13 protein-coding genes and 2 pseudogenes are annotated in these 14616 nt (G+C 68.5%); 5 read left to right on the top strand and 10 right to left on the bottom strand.

Going from position 1 to position 14616, the window contains the following annotated elements; all coding sequences use genetic code 11:
* Nucleotides 1-8 precede the first annotated feature (8 nt).
* Complete coding sequence (locus tag C1A30_RS02995) at nucleotides 9-563, top strand: hypothetical protein (RefSeq protein WP_101946789.1); 555 nt, start codon at nucleotides 9-11, stop codon at nucleotides 561-563.
* Nucleotides 564-570: 7 nt separating this feature from the next.
* On the opposite strand, the gene C1A30_RS02990 is transcribed toward C1A30_RS02995, so the two are convergent.
* The 3 genes from C1A30_RS02990 to C1A30_RS02980 are packed head-to-tail and all read right to left on the bottom strand — an operon-like array spanning nucleotide 571 to nucleotide 5260.
* Nucleotides 571-2046 (bottom strand): acetyl-CoA acetyltransferase, encoded by a 1476-nt coding sequence (locus tag C1A30_RS02990; protein WP_101947595.1) that lies wholly within the window; start codon nucleotides 2044-2046, stop codon nucleotides 571-573.
* 32 nt (nucleotides 2047-2078) lie between these two features.
* A complete protein-coding gene (locus tag C1A30_RS02985) occupies nucleotides 2079-4379 on the bottom strand; it encodes a CoA transferase (RefSeq protein WP_101947594.1) in 2301 nt (766 codons plus the stop codon).
* On the bottom strand, nucleotides 4376-5260 hold the full coding sequence (locus C1A30_RS02980) for a TIGR03619 family F420-dependent LLM class oxidoreductase (protein ID WP_101946788.1): 885 nt from the start codon (nucleotides 5258-5260) through the stop codon (nucleotides 4376-4378). Before C1A30_RS02980 ends, C1A30_RS02985 begins: the two co-directional genes overlap by 4 nt.
* A gap of 85 nt (nucleotides 5261-5345) precedes the next feature.
* On the opposite strand from C1A30_RS02980, the gene C1A30_RS02975 reads away from it, so the two are divergent.
* On the top strand, nucleotides 5346-7730 hold the full coding sequence (locus C1A30_RS02975; protein WP_101947593.1) for a phosphoketolase: 2385 nt from the start codon (nucleotides 5346-5348) through the stop codon (nucleotides 7728-7730).
* Between the two features lie 11 nt (nucleotides 7731-7741).
* Nucleotides 7742-8503 carry a CPBP family intramembrane glutamic endopeptidase gene (locus tag C1A30_RS02970; protein WP_101946787.1) on the top strand — a complete coding sequence of 254 codons (762 nt, stop codon included), beginning with the start codon at nucleotides 7742-7744 and terminating at the stop codon, nucleotides 8501-8503.
* On the opposite strand, the gene C1A30_RS02965 is transcribed toward C1A30_RS02970, so the two are convergent.
* Entirely contained in the window at nucleotides 8500-9084 is a 585-nt protein-coding gene (locus C1A30_RS02965; RefSeq protein ID WP_101946786.1) for a CGNR zinc finger domain-containing protein, read from the bottom strand. The genes C1A30_RS02970 and C1A30_RS02965 overlap by 4 nt on opposite strands.
* Nucleotides 9085-9203: 119 nt before the next feature.
* Here C1A30_RS02965 and C1A30_RS02960 point away from each other — a divergent pair, with 119 nt between their 5' ends.
* The gene (locus C1A30_RS02960; RefSeq protein WP_101946785.1) at nucleotides 9204-9683 is read left to right on the top strand and encodes a hypothetical protein; all 480 of its coding nucleotides are present in this window, start codon (nucleotides 9204-9206) and stop codon (nucleotides 9681-9683) included.
* Here the strand turns inward: C1A30_RS02960 and C1A30_RS02955 are convergent.
* A complete protein-coding gene (locus tag C1A30_RS02955; protein ID WP_101946784.1) occupies nucleotides 9680-10696 on the bottom strand; it encodes a zinc-binding alcohol dehydrogenase family protein in 1017 nt (338 codons plus the stop codon). The two genes, C1A30_RS02960 and C1A30_RS02955, sit on opposite strands and share 4 nt — an antisense overlap.
* A 38-nt stretch (nucleotides 10697-10734) precedes the next feature.
* Entirely contained in the window at nucleotides 10735-11037 is a 303-nt protein-coding gene (locus tag C1A30_RS02950; RefSeq protein ID WP_101946783.1) for a GlsB/YeaQ/YmgE family stress response membrane protein, read from the bottom strand.
* Between the two features lie 170 nt (nucleotides 11038-11207).
* Here C1A30_RS02950 and C1A30_RS02945 point away from each other — a divergent pair, with 170 nt between their 5' ends.
* Complete coding sequence (locus C1A30_RS02945) at nucleotides 11208-11462, top strand: hypothetical protein (RefSeq protein ID WP_101946782.1); 255 nt, start codon at nucleotides 11208-11210, stop codon at nucleotides 11460-11462.
* Between the two features lie 20 nt (nucleotides 11463-11482).
* On the opposite strand, the pseudogene C1A30_RS02940 reads toward C1A30_RS02945, so the two are convergent.
* From C1A30_RS02940 to C1A30_RS02930, 4 genes and pseudogenes are all read right to left on the bottom strand, one after another.
* Nucleotides 11483-12358 (bottom strand): annotated as a pseudogene (locus C1A30_RS02940) (APA family fibronectin-binding glycoprotein); the annotation flags it as partial.
* Nucleotides 12352-12531: pseudogene (locus C1A30_RS35960) on the bottom strand (APA family fibronectin-binding glycoprotein); the annotation flags it as partial. The pseudogenes C1A30_RS35960 and C1A30_RS02940, both read right to left, overlap by 7 nt.
* A 222-nt stretch (nucleotides 12532-12753) precedes the next feature.
* Nucleotides 12754-13812: a sulfate/molybdate ABC transporter ATP-binding protein gene (locus C1A30_RS02935; RefSeq protein ID WP_101946781.1), complete on the bottom strand. Its 1059-nt coding sequence runs from the start codon at nucleotides 13810-13812 to the stop codon at nucleotides 12754-12756.
* Between the two features lie 6 nt (nucleotides 13813-13818).
* Nucleotides 13819-14613 (bottom strand): ABC transporter permease, encoded by a 795-nt coding sequence (locus tag C1A30_RS02930; RefSeq protein WP_200828187.1) that lies wholly within the window; start codon nucleotides 14611-14613, stop codon nucleotides 13819-13821.
* Between the last annotated feature and the right edge of the window lie 3 nt (nucleotides 14614-14616).

Below are 14616 nucleotides of genomic sequence, written 5' to 3'. Positions count from 1 at the left end.
GGTCACGCTTGGCGCGACCGTCCTGCTCGCCGCCGGTTGTTCAAGCGGGACCGTGGTCAACACATCGGACAGACACATCGGACAGCGCTGCCCCGCCCACCGCCACCACCACCGCGCCGCCATCTGCCCCGCCGAGCAACGCGCACCTGGTCAACGCATTCGATTTCGTCGAGCACGAGGGCGACACCACCGGCTATTACTTCACCACGCCGAGTGGCAAGTGGCAGTGCGCCATCCTGACGCACACCAAGGCGGGCTGTCAGGCCTCGAGCAGTTGGCAGTCCGGGCTCGGCGTGGAAGGCGAACCGGACTCGACCAACGCGATCGTCGTCGACGAGGAGGGCGATCCGCAGTTCGTCGCCCTCGACGAATCCGAGTTCGCCGCCACCTCGGATTCGCCGAAAGTGTTGAAGTTCAACAGGATCCTGGCGGCGGCGGGGTTCCGTTGCAACGTGCAGGAGTCGGGCGTCTCGTGTCTGAGCGAAACGAGTGGCAAGGGTTTCACGTTCTCGTCGGACGGCTACGCGCCGCAATACACCGACGTGCCCGTCGACGCGCCGTGACGATCCGCTAGCGCAGGCTCGCGGTGCCGTCGGCGTTGACCTGCACCTTGGCGCCTGCGATGTCGTCGCGGACGGTGGCCTCGGCCTCGGCGGCGTCCGAAATCACCGCGAGCACGCGTGCGTCCTCACCGGTGCGCACCGCGAGGAACGCCTTCTCGGCGGTGCCGGTGCGGTTGAACGGCGTGGTCCAGGTCTCGACGGTGCCCACCCCCGACCACTCGACGACTGCGTGCCTGGTCGGCTCGCGGTCGACCTCGGACTGCACATCCTCCCAACGGAATTCGTGGGTCGGCGGCTGCGTGCCGTACACCCCGAAGCTGTGTTTGGTCAGGTAGCCGCCGTTGGCCGTGATGAACGCGCGCTGACCAGGGTTGGCCACAAGCCGCTCGGCCATCGTGGCGATCGCATGGGTTACGTAGTTGTTCCACGGCCCGCCCGCGAAAGTCAGTCCGCCGGTGACGGTCAGCGGCCTGCCCGGTTCGCCGAGCGGCAACCCGAGTTCGTTGGCGGCCACCTGAACCGCGGACGGGAAGCACGAATAGACGTCGACCAGATCGACGTCGTCGACACCGATACCAGCCAACTGCAGCGCGCGCTGGCCTGCGATTCTGATCGCGGGCGAGCGATAGAACTCGGCGCGCTCGCCGATCGCATAGGTGTCGTGAGCATCTGTCCCGGCGTACGGGAAAACCCAACGCTCCGAGGGGATTTGCAGATAACGCGCCTTCTCCGCCGAGGTGAGCACCAGCGCCGCACCCTGGTCGACCATGTTGTTGGAGTTCATCAACTTGGTGTAGGGCCAGCTGATCATCCGGTTACGCGGGCTCGGCTGCCAGATCTGGTGCGGTGCCAGCGGCTCCCGGCTCCATGCGTGTGGGTTCTTCGCCGCCACCCCGCTGAACTGTGACCACAGTTCACCGATCCGGCGTTGGTGTTCGTCGACTGATTCGCCGCCCGCGATGCGGAGCGCCTGCTCGAACATCGGGTACACATAGGCGGGCCGGTCCAGCTTGATCCGGAGGTCGGCGTCGCCGACCATCTGCATGTCCTCGTCCACCCGCTCGGCCTGCGGGACGGTGTCGTCCTGACTCGTCCACTGCGGCTTGGCGCCGCTGGCGCGCAATCGGGTTCGGGTGCGCCAGGTTTCGGCACCAGCGATCAGCACGGTGTCGACGCGCCCCGCCTGGATGTCCAGGCAGGCCTGGTTGACCAGTGTCTGCGGCACGTTGCCACCGACCCCGGTGTAGCGGGTTGCGGCGTTCTTCGCCCGCACCCGCTGAGCCAGCAGCAGGCCAGGATCCCGGTAGCGCCAGGACAGCACGTTGACGACCCGGACCGAATCCACCGCCTCCAGCACCCGCGGGTCCGCCGCGGCGCGGGCCGCCGCCACCATCAGGTCCACCGGTTCCACGCCGGGATTGTCGTCATGCTGGTTGACCTGGCCGTAGCCGATGAGCACCGGAGTCCGCGGGTCGATGGGCATGGGCTCCAGTTTGACGGGCCGAGAAGACGGATTCACTTGAGGGTCGCGAACACGACGCCCTCGACGATCAGCCGGTCGATCTCGTCGGCGTCCATCGCGAGCAGCTTGTGGCAGATCTCGCGGGTGTGCTCGCCGGGCATGGGCGCAGGCCGCAGCTGGGCCGGCGGGATGTGCACATACGGTGCGGGACCGGTCTCGCTGGGCATGGGCGCCTCGAACAGCGGATGCGTCATATCGGTGTAGAGGTTGCGAAATCGAAGCTGCGGATCGGCGAGCACGTCCACCGCGCGGTTCATCGGCGCCGCGGGCACTCCGGCCGCCTGCAGGGCGTGCGCGACGTCTGACTTGTCGCGGGCGCGTGTCCATTCCGACAGTTCGATGCCACCGGTGACCGTGGCCAGCGCGGCCCGGTCGGCGTCGTCGCGCAGCGAGACCACACACCATTCGTCGTCGCCTGCGCACGGGCACACTGCGTGCACCACGGCGTCGTCGGTCACCGGCAACTGCAGTGCCCGCGCCTCCGCGGTGACGAACGCGGTGGCGAGCTGATTCACCGCGACCTCGGCCTGTGAAATGTGGACGTGCGCGCCGGTTCCGGTGCGTTCACGACCGATCAGCGCGGCGAGCGCCGCGGTCGCGGTGATCCGCGCCGACACGTGGTCGGGGAAGACGGTGGTGGCATCGAAAAAGGAGCCCTGCGGCGCAGCCGGTGATCTCCACAGCCACGTCACCCCGGTGGTGGCCCGGACCAGCGGGCCGTATCCCATCCGGTCGCTCCACGGACCGTCCGCACCGAACGCGCTGCTCTCCGCCAGCACGATGCGGGGGTTGAGTTCGCGCAACCGGTCATACGAAAAACCAAGTGAGGCAAGGGTTCCCGGTTTGAAATTGGCGAACACCGCGTCCGCGCCCGCCACCAGCTTCGCGAAGATCTCGGCGCCCACCTCGTGCCGCAGGTCAAGCCCGAGGCTGTACTCGTTGCGGTGGGTCAGCGCCCACGACCTGCTCATCACCAGACCCGGTGGTGTCTGGCGCAGACCGTCGGGATAGGCCGCGCTCTCGATCTTGATGACCTCCGCGCCGAGGTCCGCGAACAACCTGCCCAGTTCCCCGCCCGCGACGATCACGCCGAGGTCGAGGATCCGCAGCCCGTCGAACGGCCGCTGGACCGCAGCGTCACCAGTGCGTGCGGCGAAATGTCTTGTGCCCCAGGTTGCTTCGTCGGCACCCAACGACGGCGCGGGCGTCGTCAGGCCCGCATGCGCGCCGTCGACCACGAACGCGCCGACGGGTACCGGCACGGACACACCCGGTGCGAGATCGATGTCGGCCAGTGCCCCGACCGCGCGGAAATGCTCCGACGCCAACGCCTGCGCGGGGGTGAGCACGGCGGCGATCGGCACGCCGCGGCGCTGGCCCTCGGCCACCAGATCGGCCATCGTCTCGGTGGCGAACAACGCCGCCATCGCCGCATTGAGTTCCTTCGACGCCGCGTAGCGCGCCGCGATGGTGTCGAACTTCGGGTCGGCGAATTGCTCCGGTTCTCCGAGCCAGCCACGCATCCCCCGCCACTGTCGCGGGGACAGCACGCAGATCCGCACATACCCGTCCTGGCACCCGAAGATCGGGTAGATCTGCTGGTTGCGGGGCCGACCCCGCCACAGTTCGCTCGATTTCTTCATCCCGACGGCGGCCTGACCCTCGGAACCGAACGGCGGGTCGAGCGACTGGAGCACGCCTTCGAGCCGGGAGAAGTCGATGAATTCTCCTGTACCGCAACGTAACCGGCGGTAATAGGCGGCCAGCGCCGCCCATGCGGCCTGCGTCGCGGCGGTCGCGGAAGCGATTCCGAGCGGCGGTAGCACCGGCGTGCCCGCCGTCGGCCCGGTGCGCGACAACGCGGTCGACATCGCGTAGAGCACCGCATCGGGGGCCCGCCACGAGGCGTAGGGACCTTCGGTCCCGAAGTCGGGGACCGACAACGCGACCAGGGGGCCGAACCGTTGTGCCAGTGCGGCACAGGACGTTCCGTATGCCGCCAGTTGATTGCCGCCGTCCACGACGATGTCGGCGGCCGACGCCAGTTCCAGCAGGCAGTCGCGGTCGTGAGCGTCGTCGGGGTCGAGCACGGCGCTGCGCTTGTTGGCATTCTGCAGCGCGAACGACACGCTGGTGCCGTCGATCCTCGGCGACTGGCCCCTGGCCGGACTGCCTTGCGGCGGTTCGATCTTCAGCACGTCGGCGCCGAGGTCGGCGAACGACCGGCCGACGCCGTCGGATTCGGCGCCGCCGGAATCGAGCACCCGAAGCGCCGCGAGCGGTCCCGGCCTCACCGCGCCACCAACCGCTGAACCCACTGCAGGTGAGCGTCGGTGTCGGTGGCCACGTACAGCAGGTCGACAAAGGCGTCGGGGTACCCGTTGTCGGACAACAGCGACAGCACGTCGGCGACCTTGTCGACCGGGGTGCCTGCTGCGACATTGACCCGCACATAGGTGTGGATGCCCGCCGGGTCGCGACCCGCCGCGCGCGCGGCATCGTCGATGGCGCGCCATTGCGCGGCGAGCATCGACACCATGTCATCGGCGGACATCGCAGGCACCCGCACTGCGGGCAGCCAGCCGTCGGCGCGCCTGCCGACGCGACGCAGCCCCGGCGGTCTGACCGCGCCGAGATAGACGGGTGGACGCGGCTTCTGCACCGGCTTCAACGTGACCCACGACGGCGGGATCGCCCAGCCGTCGCCGCGGAACTCGACGGGATCGGTCAGCCACAGCGCATCGAGCGCATCGAGCACCTCGTCGAGTTGCGCGCCGCGCCTGGTGAACGGCGCCCGCGCGGCCTGGTATTCGTCCGGCGACCAACCGATGCCGAAACCGGGCATCAGCCTGCCCCGGCTGATCACGTCGATGCTGGTCAGTTGGCGCGCCAGCTGGGTAGCCGGATACCAGGGCGCGACCAGCACGCTGGCGCCGAGCCGCACCCTGCTGGTGGCCGTCGCCGCAACCGTCAGCGCCACCAACGGGTCCAGGCTGGAGCGGAACTGCGTGGGGATCTCCTCGCCGCCGCCGTAGCCGACCGACGGATGCACCGCGGCAAGTAGCCGGTCGCCGACCCACAGGCTGTCGGCCCCGAGTTGCTCGGCGGTGGCCGCGAACCGCGCCAGATCAGCGTGGGCGGACTCACCGAACTGCGGCACCGCGAATCCCAGCACGCCCGTCAGGCTAATGCGTAGGTTCCTGTGATTCGGGTACTAGGGCCCTACGTGTTGTTCACCTGCCGAGACGATGATGAGCCAGATGACTGCCCAGGCCTTGTCCCCCACGCTTTCCGACGCCGAACTCGACCTGATCAACGCGTACTGGCGGGCCGCCAACTATCTGTCGGTGGGCCAGATCTATCTGCTGGACAACCCGCTGCTGCGGGAGCCGCTCGCGCCCGAACACATCAAGCCGCGGCTGCTCGGCCACTGGGGCACCACGCCGGGGCTGAACCTGGTCTACGCGCACCTCAACCGCGTCATCCGGCACCGCGACCTCAACGTCATCTACATCACCGGCCCCGGACACGGCGGCCCGGGGCTGGTGGCCAACGCATACCTCGAGGGCACCTACAGCGAGGTGTACTCGGGCATCGAAGAGGACGTCGACGGCATGCGAAAGTTGTTCCGCCAGTTCTCATTTCCTGGCGGTATCCCCAGCCACGTGGCCGCCGAGACACCGGGGTCGATCCACGAAGGCGGCGAGCTGGGGTATGCGCTCGTGCATGCATACGGTGCCGCGTTCGACAACCCCGACCTGGTGGTCGCATGCGTGATCGGCGACGGTGAGGCCGAAACCGGGCCGCTGGCCGCGAGCTGGCATTCGAACAAGTTCCTCAACCCGGTGACCGACGGCGCAGTGCTGCCGATCCTGCACCTCAACGGATACAAGATCGCCAACCCGACGGTGCTGTCGCGGATTCCGCAGGAAGAACTCGAGTCGCTGCTCTACGGCTACGGCTATCGGCCGATCACCGTCGCCGGTGACGACCCCGCCAACGTGCATCAGCAGTTGGCCACCGCGCTGGACGAAGCGTTCGACCAGATCGGCGCGATCCAGCAGGCGGCCCGGCTGGACGGCGAGAAGGGCAGGCCGCTGTGGCCGATGATCGTGCTGCGCACCCCGAAAGGCTGGACCGGACCGCGGGAGGTGGACGGCAAGAAGGTGGAGGGCACCTGGCGCTCGCATCAGGTGCCGCTGTCCGAGACGCACACCAACCCTGAGCACATGGCGCAGCTGGAGCAGTGGTTGCGCAGCTACCGGCCCGAGGAGTTGTTCGACGAGCACGGCGCGTTGCGCGGTGAACTGCGCGCGCTTGCGCCGAGCGGACAACGCAGGATGAGCGCCAACCCGCACGCCAACGGCGGCCTGCTGCTGCGCGATCTCGACTTGCCCGACTTCGCGGATTACGCGGTGGCTGTTGAGAATCCGGCTTCGGAGTCGGTCGAGGCGACGCGCGTGCTCGGCACCTTCCTGCGCGACGTGATCGCCCGCAACCCGGACCGGTTCCGGCTGATGGGTCCCGACGAAACCGCGTCGAACCGGCTGTCGGCGGTGCTCGACGCCACCGACAAGGCGTGGCTGGCCGAGGTCGACGACGACGACGAGAACCTCGGGCCCGAGGGCCGGGTGATGGAGGTGCTGTCGGAGCATCTGTGCCAAGGCTGGCTGGAGGGTTACCTGCTGACCGGCAGGCACGGGCTGTTCAACTGCTACGAGGCGTTCGTGCACATCGTCGACTCGATGCTCAATCAGCACGCCAAATGGCTGACCCGCAACCGCGAGCTGACCTGGCGGCGGCCCATCGCGTCGCTCAATTACCTTCTGACATCCCATGTTTGGCGCCAGGACCACAACGGGGCGTCGCATCAGGATCCGGGCTTCATCGACCATGTGGCGAACAAGCGACCCGAGGTGGTGCGGGTGTATCTGCCACCGGACGCGAACACCTTGCTGTCGGTGGCCGATCACTGCCTGCGCAGCCGTGACTACGTCAACGTGATCGTCGCAGGCAAGCAGCCTGCCCTGACGTATCTGGACATGGAGTCCGCGATCGCTCACTGCACCCGCGGCCTTGGCATCTGGGAGTGGGCGGGCACCGCCACCGCGGAACCCGACGTGGTGCTGGCCTGCGCGGGCGACATCCCGACGCTGGAGACGCTCGCCGCCGCGGACATCCTTCGCCGTGAGTTGCCCGACCTGGCGGTGCGGGTGATCAACGTCGTCGACATCATGCGGCTGCAACCGGAGACCGAACACCCGCACGGGCTGTCGGATCACGAGTTCGACGCCCTGTTCACCACCGACAAACCGGTGATCTTCGCGTATCACGGCTATCCATGGCTGATTCACCGGTTGACCTACAGCCGAACGAATCATGGGCAATTGCACGTCCGCGGGTTCAAGGAGCGTGGCACCACGACCACCCCCTTCGACATGGTGATGCTCAACGACTTGGACCGGTTCCATCTGGTGATCGATGTGATCGACCGGGTCGAGGGGCTGGCCAACCGTGCCGCGGTGCTGCGTCAGCGGATGCTCGACGCACGGCTGGCGGCCCGTCGCTACACCCGCGAGCACGGCGAAGACGACCCCGCGATCTCCGGCTGGACGTGGGACTCGCAGTTCTCCAGTCGCCGGTAAACTGGCTCGCAATGTCTGGCCAGGTCCTCGCACCCACTCCCCACCCCGTGGTGGGGCAACTGGCGGCGCTGCACCACTTCCGCACCTACGTCGACATCGGGGTGGTCGTGGTGGTGTTGGTCTTGACGAATCTGATCGCGCACTTCACCACCCCGTGGGCCAGCATCGCGACCGTGCCCGCCGCGGCGGTCGGCTTGGTGATCCTGGTCCGCTCGCGCGGCCTCGGCTGGGCCGAACTGGGATTGAGCCGCGAGCACTGGAAGGCCGGCGCAGGCTACGCGGTGGCCGCCGTTGTGGTGGTGCTGACGGTGATCGCGATCGGCATGCTGCTGCCCTGGACGCGGCCGATGTTCTTGAACAACAACTACGCAACGGTGTCCGGCGCGCTGATCGCCTCGATGCTCATCATCCCGCTGCAGACCGTCATTCCCGAGGAGTTGGCGTTTCGCGGCGTGCTGCACGGCGCGCTGAACCGGGCGTGGGGTTTCCGCGGAGTCGCGGCAGCGGGTTCGCTGCTGTTCGGGTTGTGGCATATCGCCACCTCGCTGGGGTTGACCAGCAGCAACGTCGGCTTCACCCGTTTGTTCGGCGGCGGCCTGCTCGGCACCGTCGCCGGTGTGGTGCTGGCGGTGGCGGCGACGGCCGTCGCAGGTTTCGTGTTCACCTGGCTGCGTAAGCGCAGCGGCAGCCTGATCGCGCCGATCGCGCTGCACTGGTCGCTGAACGGACTGGGTGCGCTGGCCGCGGCGCTGGTCTGGCACCTGTCGCGCTAGCGAGCCCTGCTTCTCGCGCGGAACGCGCGGTTCTTCAATTTGTTGCCGCACGCGGCCATGTCGCACCAGGTGCCGCCGTGGTTGCGGGCCCTGTCGTAGAACGCCCATTGGCATTCGTCGTTCGCGCACGCCTTGAGCCGGGCCCAGGTCCCGTCGCGCTGGGCGTCGCGGATGACCAGCAGCAGGTCGACCAGTCGATCGTTGGTTGAATCGCCGGGCGCGGCGAGCCGGATGTGGCCGTCGTCACCGAGATCGACTCGGGCCCTGCCCTGTTCGGCGACCGACCGCAGCACGGCCAGCGCCGAGTTATTCGGTGGCGGCCCGCCGGCGTTGTGGATCAACATGGCACGCAGCGCCTCGCGGACCGAACGGAGACGTTCGAGATCGATCGGGGCGAGGTCGGCGTTGGGAGTAAGTAGGCGGTTGTCGATCAACCACGGTCGGGCGTCGGCGGCATCGGCGAGCCGGTCCGCTCCGTCCGGCAGTTCGACCGTGTTGACCAGCGCCTGGACCAGCCGCAGCGGACCTGGCGCGGGTTTCGTCTCGTCGTCGCCGAGCCATTGCGTGGGCTCAGGAGTCATGACGCGAGCCTACGCGGCCATGACCGGTAAATCAATTTGACTGGTTACGCATGACCGGTATAGCCTGTTTAGTAGTCACGAGGTTTCAGCCGGTACGGAATGGTTAGAGGTAGATGACAATGTCGAACAACAGGATTTCGCCGGATATCCTGTCCGCCGCGAGCGACGCCCTGCGGTGGACGCCGGCGCCGCGGCCGTCACTTGTGGCCCGGGTGACCGCGCGGTTGCGCGCCGACACGTTCGACCATCAGCTTGCCGTTGGAGTCAACCCGGTCGCAGGCAGCGCGCTGGCGGCTCACCAGGCACGGTTGACGTCGCGGCAGGAACGCGAGGCGATCGCCCGGTCGCTGCGGCAGGCGGTCAACGACGCCCGCTCCGGTGCGGTGTTCTCGTCGCGAATTCCGTTGCATTCCAGGAACATTTCGGCCTCCGAGGAGTTGATCGACAGGATCACGCTGCGCCTGCACTCTCCCAGGCCGGTGAGCGCACGCGGGATGGCGCGGCTGCGCCGGGTGCTCTCGGACGGCAGCGGCCCGTTCTACTGGTACGGCAAGGGCGACCTGGCAGGCAGGCTCGGCGCTGCGCTGGCGGCGCTTTAGACCAGCAGCACCGCCGCGCCTGCGATGCGGCCCTCGCTGAGATCCGACAGCGCGTCATCGGCCTGTGCGAGTGGATATTCCGGGCTGGTCACCTCGATGTGGTGACGGTCCGCGAAGGCAAGGAACTCACGCGCGTCGCTTCTGGTGTTCGAGGTGACCGACCGCACCTGGCGTTCCTGGAACAGGTGCCGGTCGTAGTTCAGCGCAGGGATGTCGGTCAGATAGATACCTGCGATCGCGAGCGTGCCGCCCCGATCGAGTGCCTCGAGCGCGGGCAGCACCAGGTCGCCGACCGGCGCGAACAGAATCGCCGCGTCCAACGGCACGGGCGGCCGCTCATCGGCGCCCTGTGCCGACGCCGCGCCCAGCGACAGCGCGAGCTCACGAGCCCGTTCCCCGCGGGTCATCACGTGCACCTCCGCGCCCTGCGCGATCGCGACTTGCGCTGTCAGATGGGCGCTTCCGCCGAACCCGTAGATGCCGAGCCTGCCGCCTGCAGGCAGGTCCGCCCGCAGCAGTGAGCGGTAGCCGATGATGCCCGCGCAGAGCAGCGGGGCCAGCTCGGAGTCGGAGTAGCCCGACGGCAGATGGTGCGCGAAAGCGGCTGGCACAGTAGCGAATTCAGCATATCCGCCGTCGGCATCCCAGCCGGTGTAGCGGGATTGGGCGCAGAGGTTCTCCTGGCCGCGGAGGCAGAATTTGCACTGCCCGCAGGTGTGCCGCAGCCATGCGATGCCGACACGGTCGCCGACGGTGAACTCGTCGCCGGCATCCGGGCCCACCGCGGCGACCTCCCCGACCACTTCGTGGCCGGGGATCACGTTTGGCCGGTGCACCGGCAGGTCGCCCTCGGCGACGTGCAGGTCGGTACGGCAGACGCCGCACGCGTGCACCGCGACGAGGAGTTCACCGGGACCCGGTCGGGGCACCTCGACGGTGACGCGGTCCAGTGGACGGGTGGTCATCGGGCCCGGGCGGCGAACCCGCCACGCGCTCATGGTTGGGGCGGACATATCCCTATGGTGCGCGCCCGTCGAGTGTTGCGCGCCCGCTACGACTTTCGCTGGACCTTGCCGACGATCCACAGCAGGATTACCGAGCCGAGGATGGCGGTGAACAAGGTGAACCACCAACCGCCTTCGGCGGTGTCGAGGAAGAAGCTCAGCAGAAACCCGCCGATCAAGGCACCGACGATGCCGATGATGATGTTCATGATGATGCCGGAACCGCTGCCTTTGACGATTTTTCCGGCGATCCAACCGGCGATCGCGCCGATGATGATGTAGCCGATCCACCCGACACTCGTCAGCGTGGTGGAACGGGCGAGGAATTCGGTTGCCGCAAACACGTCCATCGCAGCTCTCCTGCCAGTCAATGACCTGGTTTTCGCAGGTTAACGGCCGCCAGCCGAAACCGCGGGAAAATCCTGATTCCTAACTGGTCACGACGGCATAACCTGGATATAACGGGTCGGGGACGTCGGTTCCGGTGTGCGCACCGGTACAGCGGAATAAGGGGTGAAGAATGAAAGCACTTGTCGCACTGGCGGTCAGCGGACTGGTAGCAAGCGGCATCGGCTTAGCGGCGCCGGCGAACGCCGGGTGCCAAAGCGGTTGGACGCCATGGGGCGGCGGTGAGATCTGTGACGGACCCATCGCGCCCGACGGCAAGTTCCAGCGCTGCCAGACCGTCGGCGTCCTGGGATTCGGCGGGAGTCTGCCCTGCTTCATCGTCGACGCCAACAATCTGAACGGCCAACCGCCGTGGGTCGGCCCGTAACGGGCCGACTCCACTAGCCGTCAGGCCGGCGGCAACATCCCCGGCGCGCTGTTCGGGTCGACCGGAACCGGCACGCCCACATTCGGGTTCTGCCCCGGCGCTGGCGCGGTCACTCCGCCCGCGGGTGGCGGCGGAGCATTCGGGTCCGGCGGCGGCGGAGCCGGCGGCGTGTACGGCCGGATCGACTGCGCCAACGTGACGGCCTCGTCCTTGGGCACCGGGTTGTTCGCGGTGCCGAGCCACACGACGAACCACCGCTCGGGCGCACGCTGGCCGCGCGGCGTGCCGGGCGCGGTCGGCGAGCCGACGACCCCGGCCCAGATCTGACCGGTGGGCTTGTTCGTGTCGGTGAACTTCACCTCGTAGTACGACGCGACGCCCTCCATACCGCCCGCGTTCAGCGGCACGGTCTGCTGATTGACGCGCGTACCGGGGAACGGCATGAAGAACTCACCCATATCGGACGCAAGCCGCTGCGCCGCCTTGGTGTTGTCAGTCTCCGCGCCTGCGAACAACTTCAGGTCGAGCCTGCCCAGCAGCACGCTGGTGTCGCTCGGCGGCTGTGCGGGTTGACCGTTGGGCCCGGTGGCCTCGGCCGGGATCTTGTTCAGCAGTGCCTGCCCGTAGGACAACTGGGTGGCGTCGGCCACCTTCCAGCCCGCGGGCACGACGTAGCTGAATCCGCCCGCGGCGTTGTCCACCCGACCCGGCTCCGACGGCGGCGCGGGCGCAGGCGGCGGAGGCGCGTTCGGATCCGCGGGCGGTGGCGGCGGCGCGTTCGGGTCCGCGGGCGGTGGCGGCGGCGCGGTGGGATCCGCGGGCGGTGGCGGCGGCGCGGTGGCAGGGGTGGCGGCGCGTGGGGATCCGCGGGCGGGTGCGGCGGCGCGGGGGCACCGGGCGGCGGCGGTCCGTGTAGGAACGTATTGCCCGCAGGAGGGGGCGGCGGTGGTGGCGGTGTCGGGTCGGCACTCGCCACCGAAGGCAGTGTCAGCACCACCACCGAGGCGCCGGTGAGCGCCGCGATCGCCAGTGTCTTGGGGAGGCCCTTGCGGTGTTCCGGCTGAAGCATGTGGAAGAAACTACCGTGTTACGGCCGTGACGCAAGTGCGTGTTGCTCAAAAAGTGTTCAGCTGAAAGATTGCTGTATATCAAATAGTTACTGACAGAGCCTTTTTAGCGAGATTGCTGGCACGACGACGCCCCCGCGCGTCGCGCGGGCGATCGAAACTATGTGCATCCCCGGATTTGTGGCCGATTCGCAACCTTTGAATCGGGCTACAGGACGGCGTCGTTACGCGCTCGGATGGACCGCGACCTCCTGGGCCTTCACCGACATGTAAATGCGATCGCCGGGCACCAGCCGCAGTTCGGCAGCCGACTCGGCGGTGATGTCAGCGGCCAGCCCCGGTGCGCCGTCGGGCTGTTCGTCGGCGCGCACCCGGATCACCGCGCCGCGGCTGTCGAGTTCGGCGACGGTTACCTCGACGGTGTTGCGTGGGCTGCCGTGCGGCTTGTCCCGGTAGATCGCGACGGCGGCCGGGTTGAACAGCGCCACAGCCGACTCGCCTGCCACCACGTCCGGCGCGGGGTTGCCGTGCCAGATGCTGCCCCACTGCGTGGTCAGCACCCCGTCCGCGTCCGCGGTGCCGCCCACCAGGTTCACTCCGGCGAACCGCGCGCCGAAGCGACTTCGGGGTGTGGCCAAAACCGTTGCTGCCGAGCCGGATTCGACGACCCGGCCGTCGTCGATGACAAGCACCCGGTCGGCCAGCGTCAGCACGTCGAGCAGGTCGTGGGTGACCATCAGCGCGCAGCGGCCATCGCGGGCGAGCACGCGTCGCAGCACCTTGCGCATCGCGGTGGCGGCGCCGACGTCCAGGCCGGTCAACGGCTCGTCGAGCAGCAGCACATCGGGCTCCGCGGCAAGCGCCCTGGCCAGCGCCACCCGCTGCGCCTGGCCGCCCGACAGCTGCCGCGGCAGCCGGTCGCCGAGTTCGGCGGCGTCGACCTCGGCGAGCCAATGTGCCGCCGCCGCACGGGAACTACGGGGTGCGAACGCCACGTTGCGGATCACGCTCAGATGCGGGAACAGCAACGGGTCCTGCAGCAGCAGGCCGACACGCCGGTCGTGGGTCGCGACGTGAATGCCCGCGGCGGTGTCGGTGAGCACCCGCTGCCCGACGCGCACTTCACCACGATCCGGCCGCACCAGGCCCGCGATCACGTGCAGGGCCGTCGACTTGCCTGCTCCGTTGGGGCCGAGCACTGCGAGCACTTCGCCCGCGGCGACGTCGAATTCGAGGTCGATGTCGCGACTGTCGACGACCGCCCGCAGTTGCACCCCGGTCATCGCATGTCACCAGCCATTGGCGCTGCGCAGCCTGCGGCTGCCCAATCCGAGGACGACGACGGCCGCCACGGCGACCAGCAGCAGGGACAGCGCGACCGCGGCGTCGGCGTCGCTCTCGCGTTGCAGATAGATCTCGAGCGGCAGCGTCCTGGTGACGCCTTCGCGGGATCCGGCGAACGTGAGCGTCGCGCCGAACTCGCCCAGCGAGCGGGCGAACGCCAGCACCGCACCGGAGATCAGGCCCGGCGCCAACAGCGGCAACGACACCCGCCACCACACCGTCGTCGGCCTCGCGCCGAGCGTGGCGGCCACCACCTCGTAGTCGGCCCCCGCGGTGCGGGCGGCGCCCTCGAGGGCGATGACGAGAAACGGCAGCGACACGAACGTCTGCGCCAGCACGACGGCCGTCGTGGTGAACGCGATCTGGATGCCCGCGGCGTCGAGGTATTCGCCGATCAGGCCGAGCCGGCCGAACGCGTACAGCAGCGCGATTCCGCCGACCACAGGCGGCAGCACCAGCGGCAACAGGATCAGCGGCCTGGCGATGCGGACCAGGCGGGCGTCGCTGCGGGCCAGGACCAGCGCCATCGGCACGCCGAACAGCAGGCACAGGGCGGTGCTCGCCGCCGCGGTCTTGAGGCTCAGTACCAGCGCGGTGGTCGACGACTCGCTGCTGATCAGGGTCCAGAAGTGCGGCCAATCGACCTTGACCGCCACCGCGATCAGCGGCAGCACGACGAAGCACGCCCCGATCGCCGCGGGCAGATAAATCCAGCGGGGCAGCACAAATGACGACCCTATGGC

The sequence above is a fragment of the Mycobacterium sp. 3519A genome, from assembly GCF_900240945.1.
In the GTDB taxonomy this organism is placed as follows: Bacteria; Actinomycetota; Actinomycetes; order Mycobacteriales; family Mycobacteriaceae; genus Mycobacterium.
This window is presented reverse-complemented; position numbering and strand designations above follow the sequence as displayed.

What these genes read in the sequence shown, in the direction of transcription:
- C1A30_RS02955 (WP_101946784.1), bottom strand. Translation starts at nt 10,696, where the DNA reads ATGTCCGCCCCAACCATGAGCGCGTGGCGGGTTCGCCGCCCGGGCCCG.
- C1A30_RS02975 (WP_101947593.1), top strand. Translation starts at nt 5,346, where the DNA reads ATGACTGCCCAGGCCTTGTCCCCCACGCTTTCCGACGCCGAACTCGAC.
- C1A30_RS02970 (WP_101946787.1), top strand. Translation starts at nt 7,742, where the DNA reads ATGTCTGGCCAGGTCCTCGCACCCACTCCCCACCCCGTGGTGGGGCAA.
- C1A30_RS02960 (WP_101946785.1), top strand. Translation starts at nt 9,204, where the DNA reads ATGTCGAACAACAGGATTTCGCCGGATATCCTGTCCGCCGCGAGCGAC.
- C1A30_RS02945 (WP_101946782.1), top strand. Translation starts at nt 11,208, where the DNA reads ATGAAAGCACTTGTCGCACTGGCGGTCAGCGGACTGGTAGCAAGCGGC.
- C1A30_RS02965 (WP_101946786.1), bottom strand. Translation starts at nt 9,084, where the DNA reads ATGACTCCTGAGCCCACGCAATGGCTCGGCGACGACGAGACGAAACCC.
- C1A30_RS02990 (WP_101947595.1), bottom strand. Translation starts at nt 2,046, where the DNA reads ATGCCCATCGACCCGCGGACTCCGGTGCTCATCGGCTACGGCCAGGTC.
- C1A30_RS02935 (WP_101946781.1), bottom strand. Translation starts at nt 13,812, where the DNA reads ATGACCGGGGTGCAACTGCGGGCGGTCGTCGACAGTCGCGACATCGAC.
- C1A30_RS02950 (WP_101946783.1), bottom strand. Translation starts at nt 11,037, where the DNA reads ATGGACGTGTTTGCGGCAACCGAATTCCTCGCCCGTTCCACCACGCTG.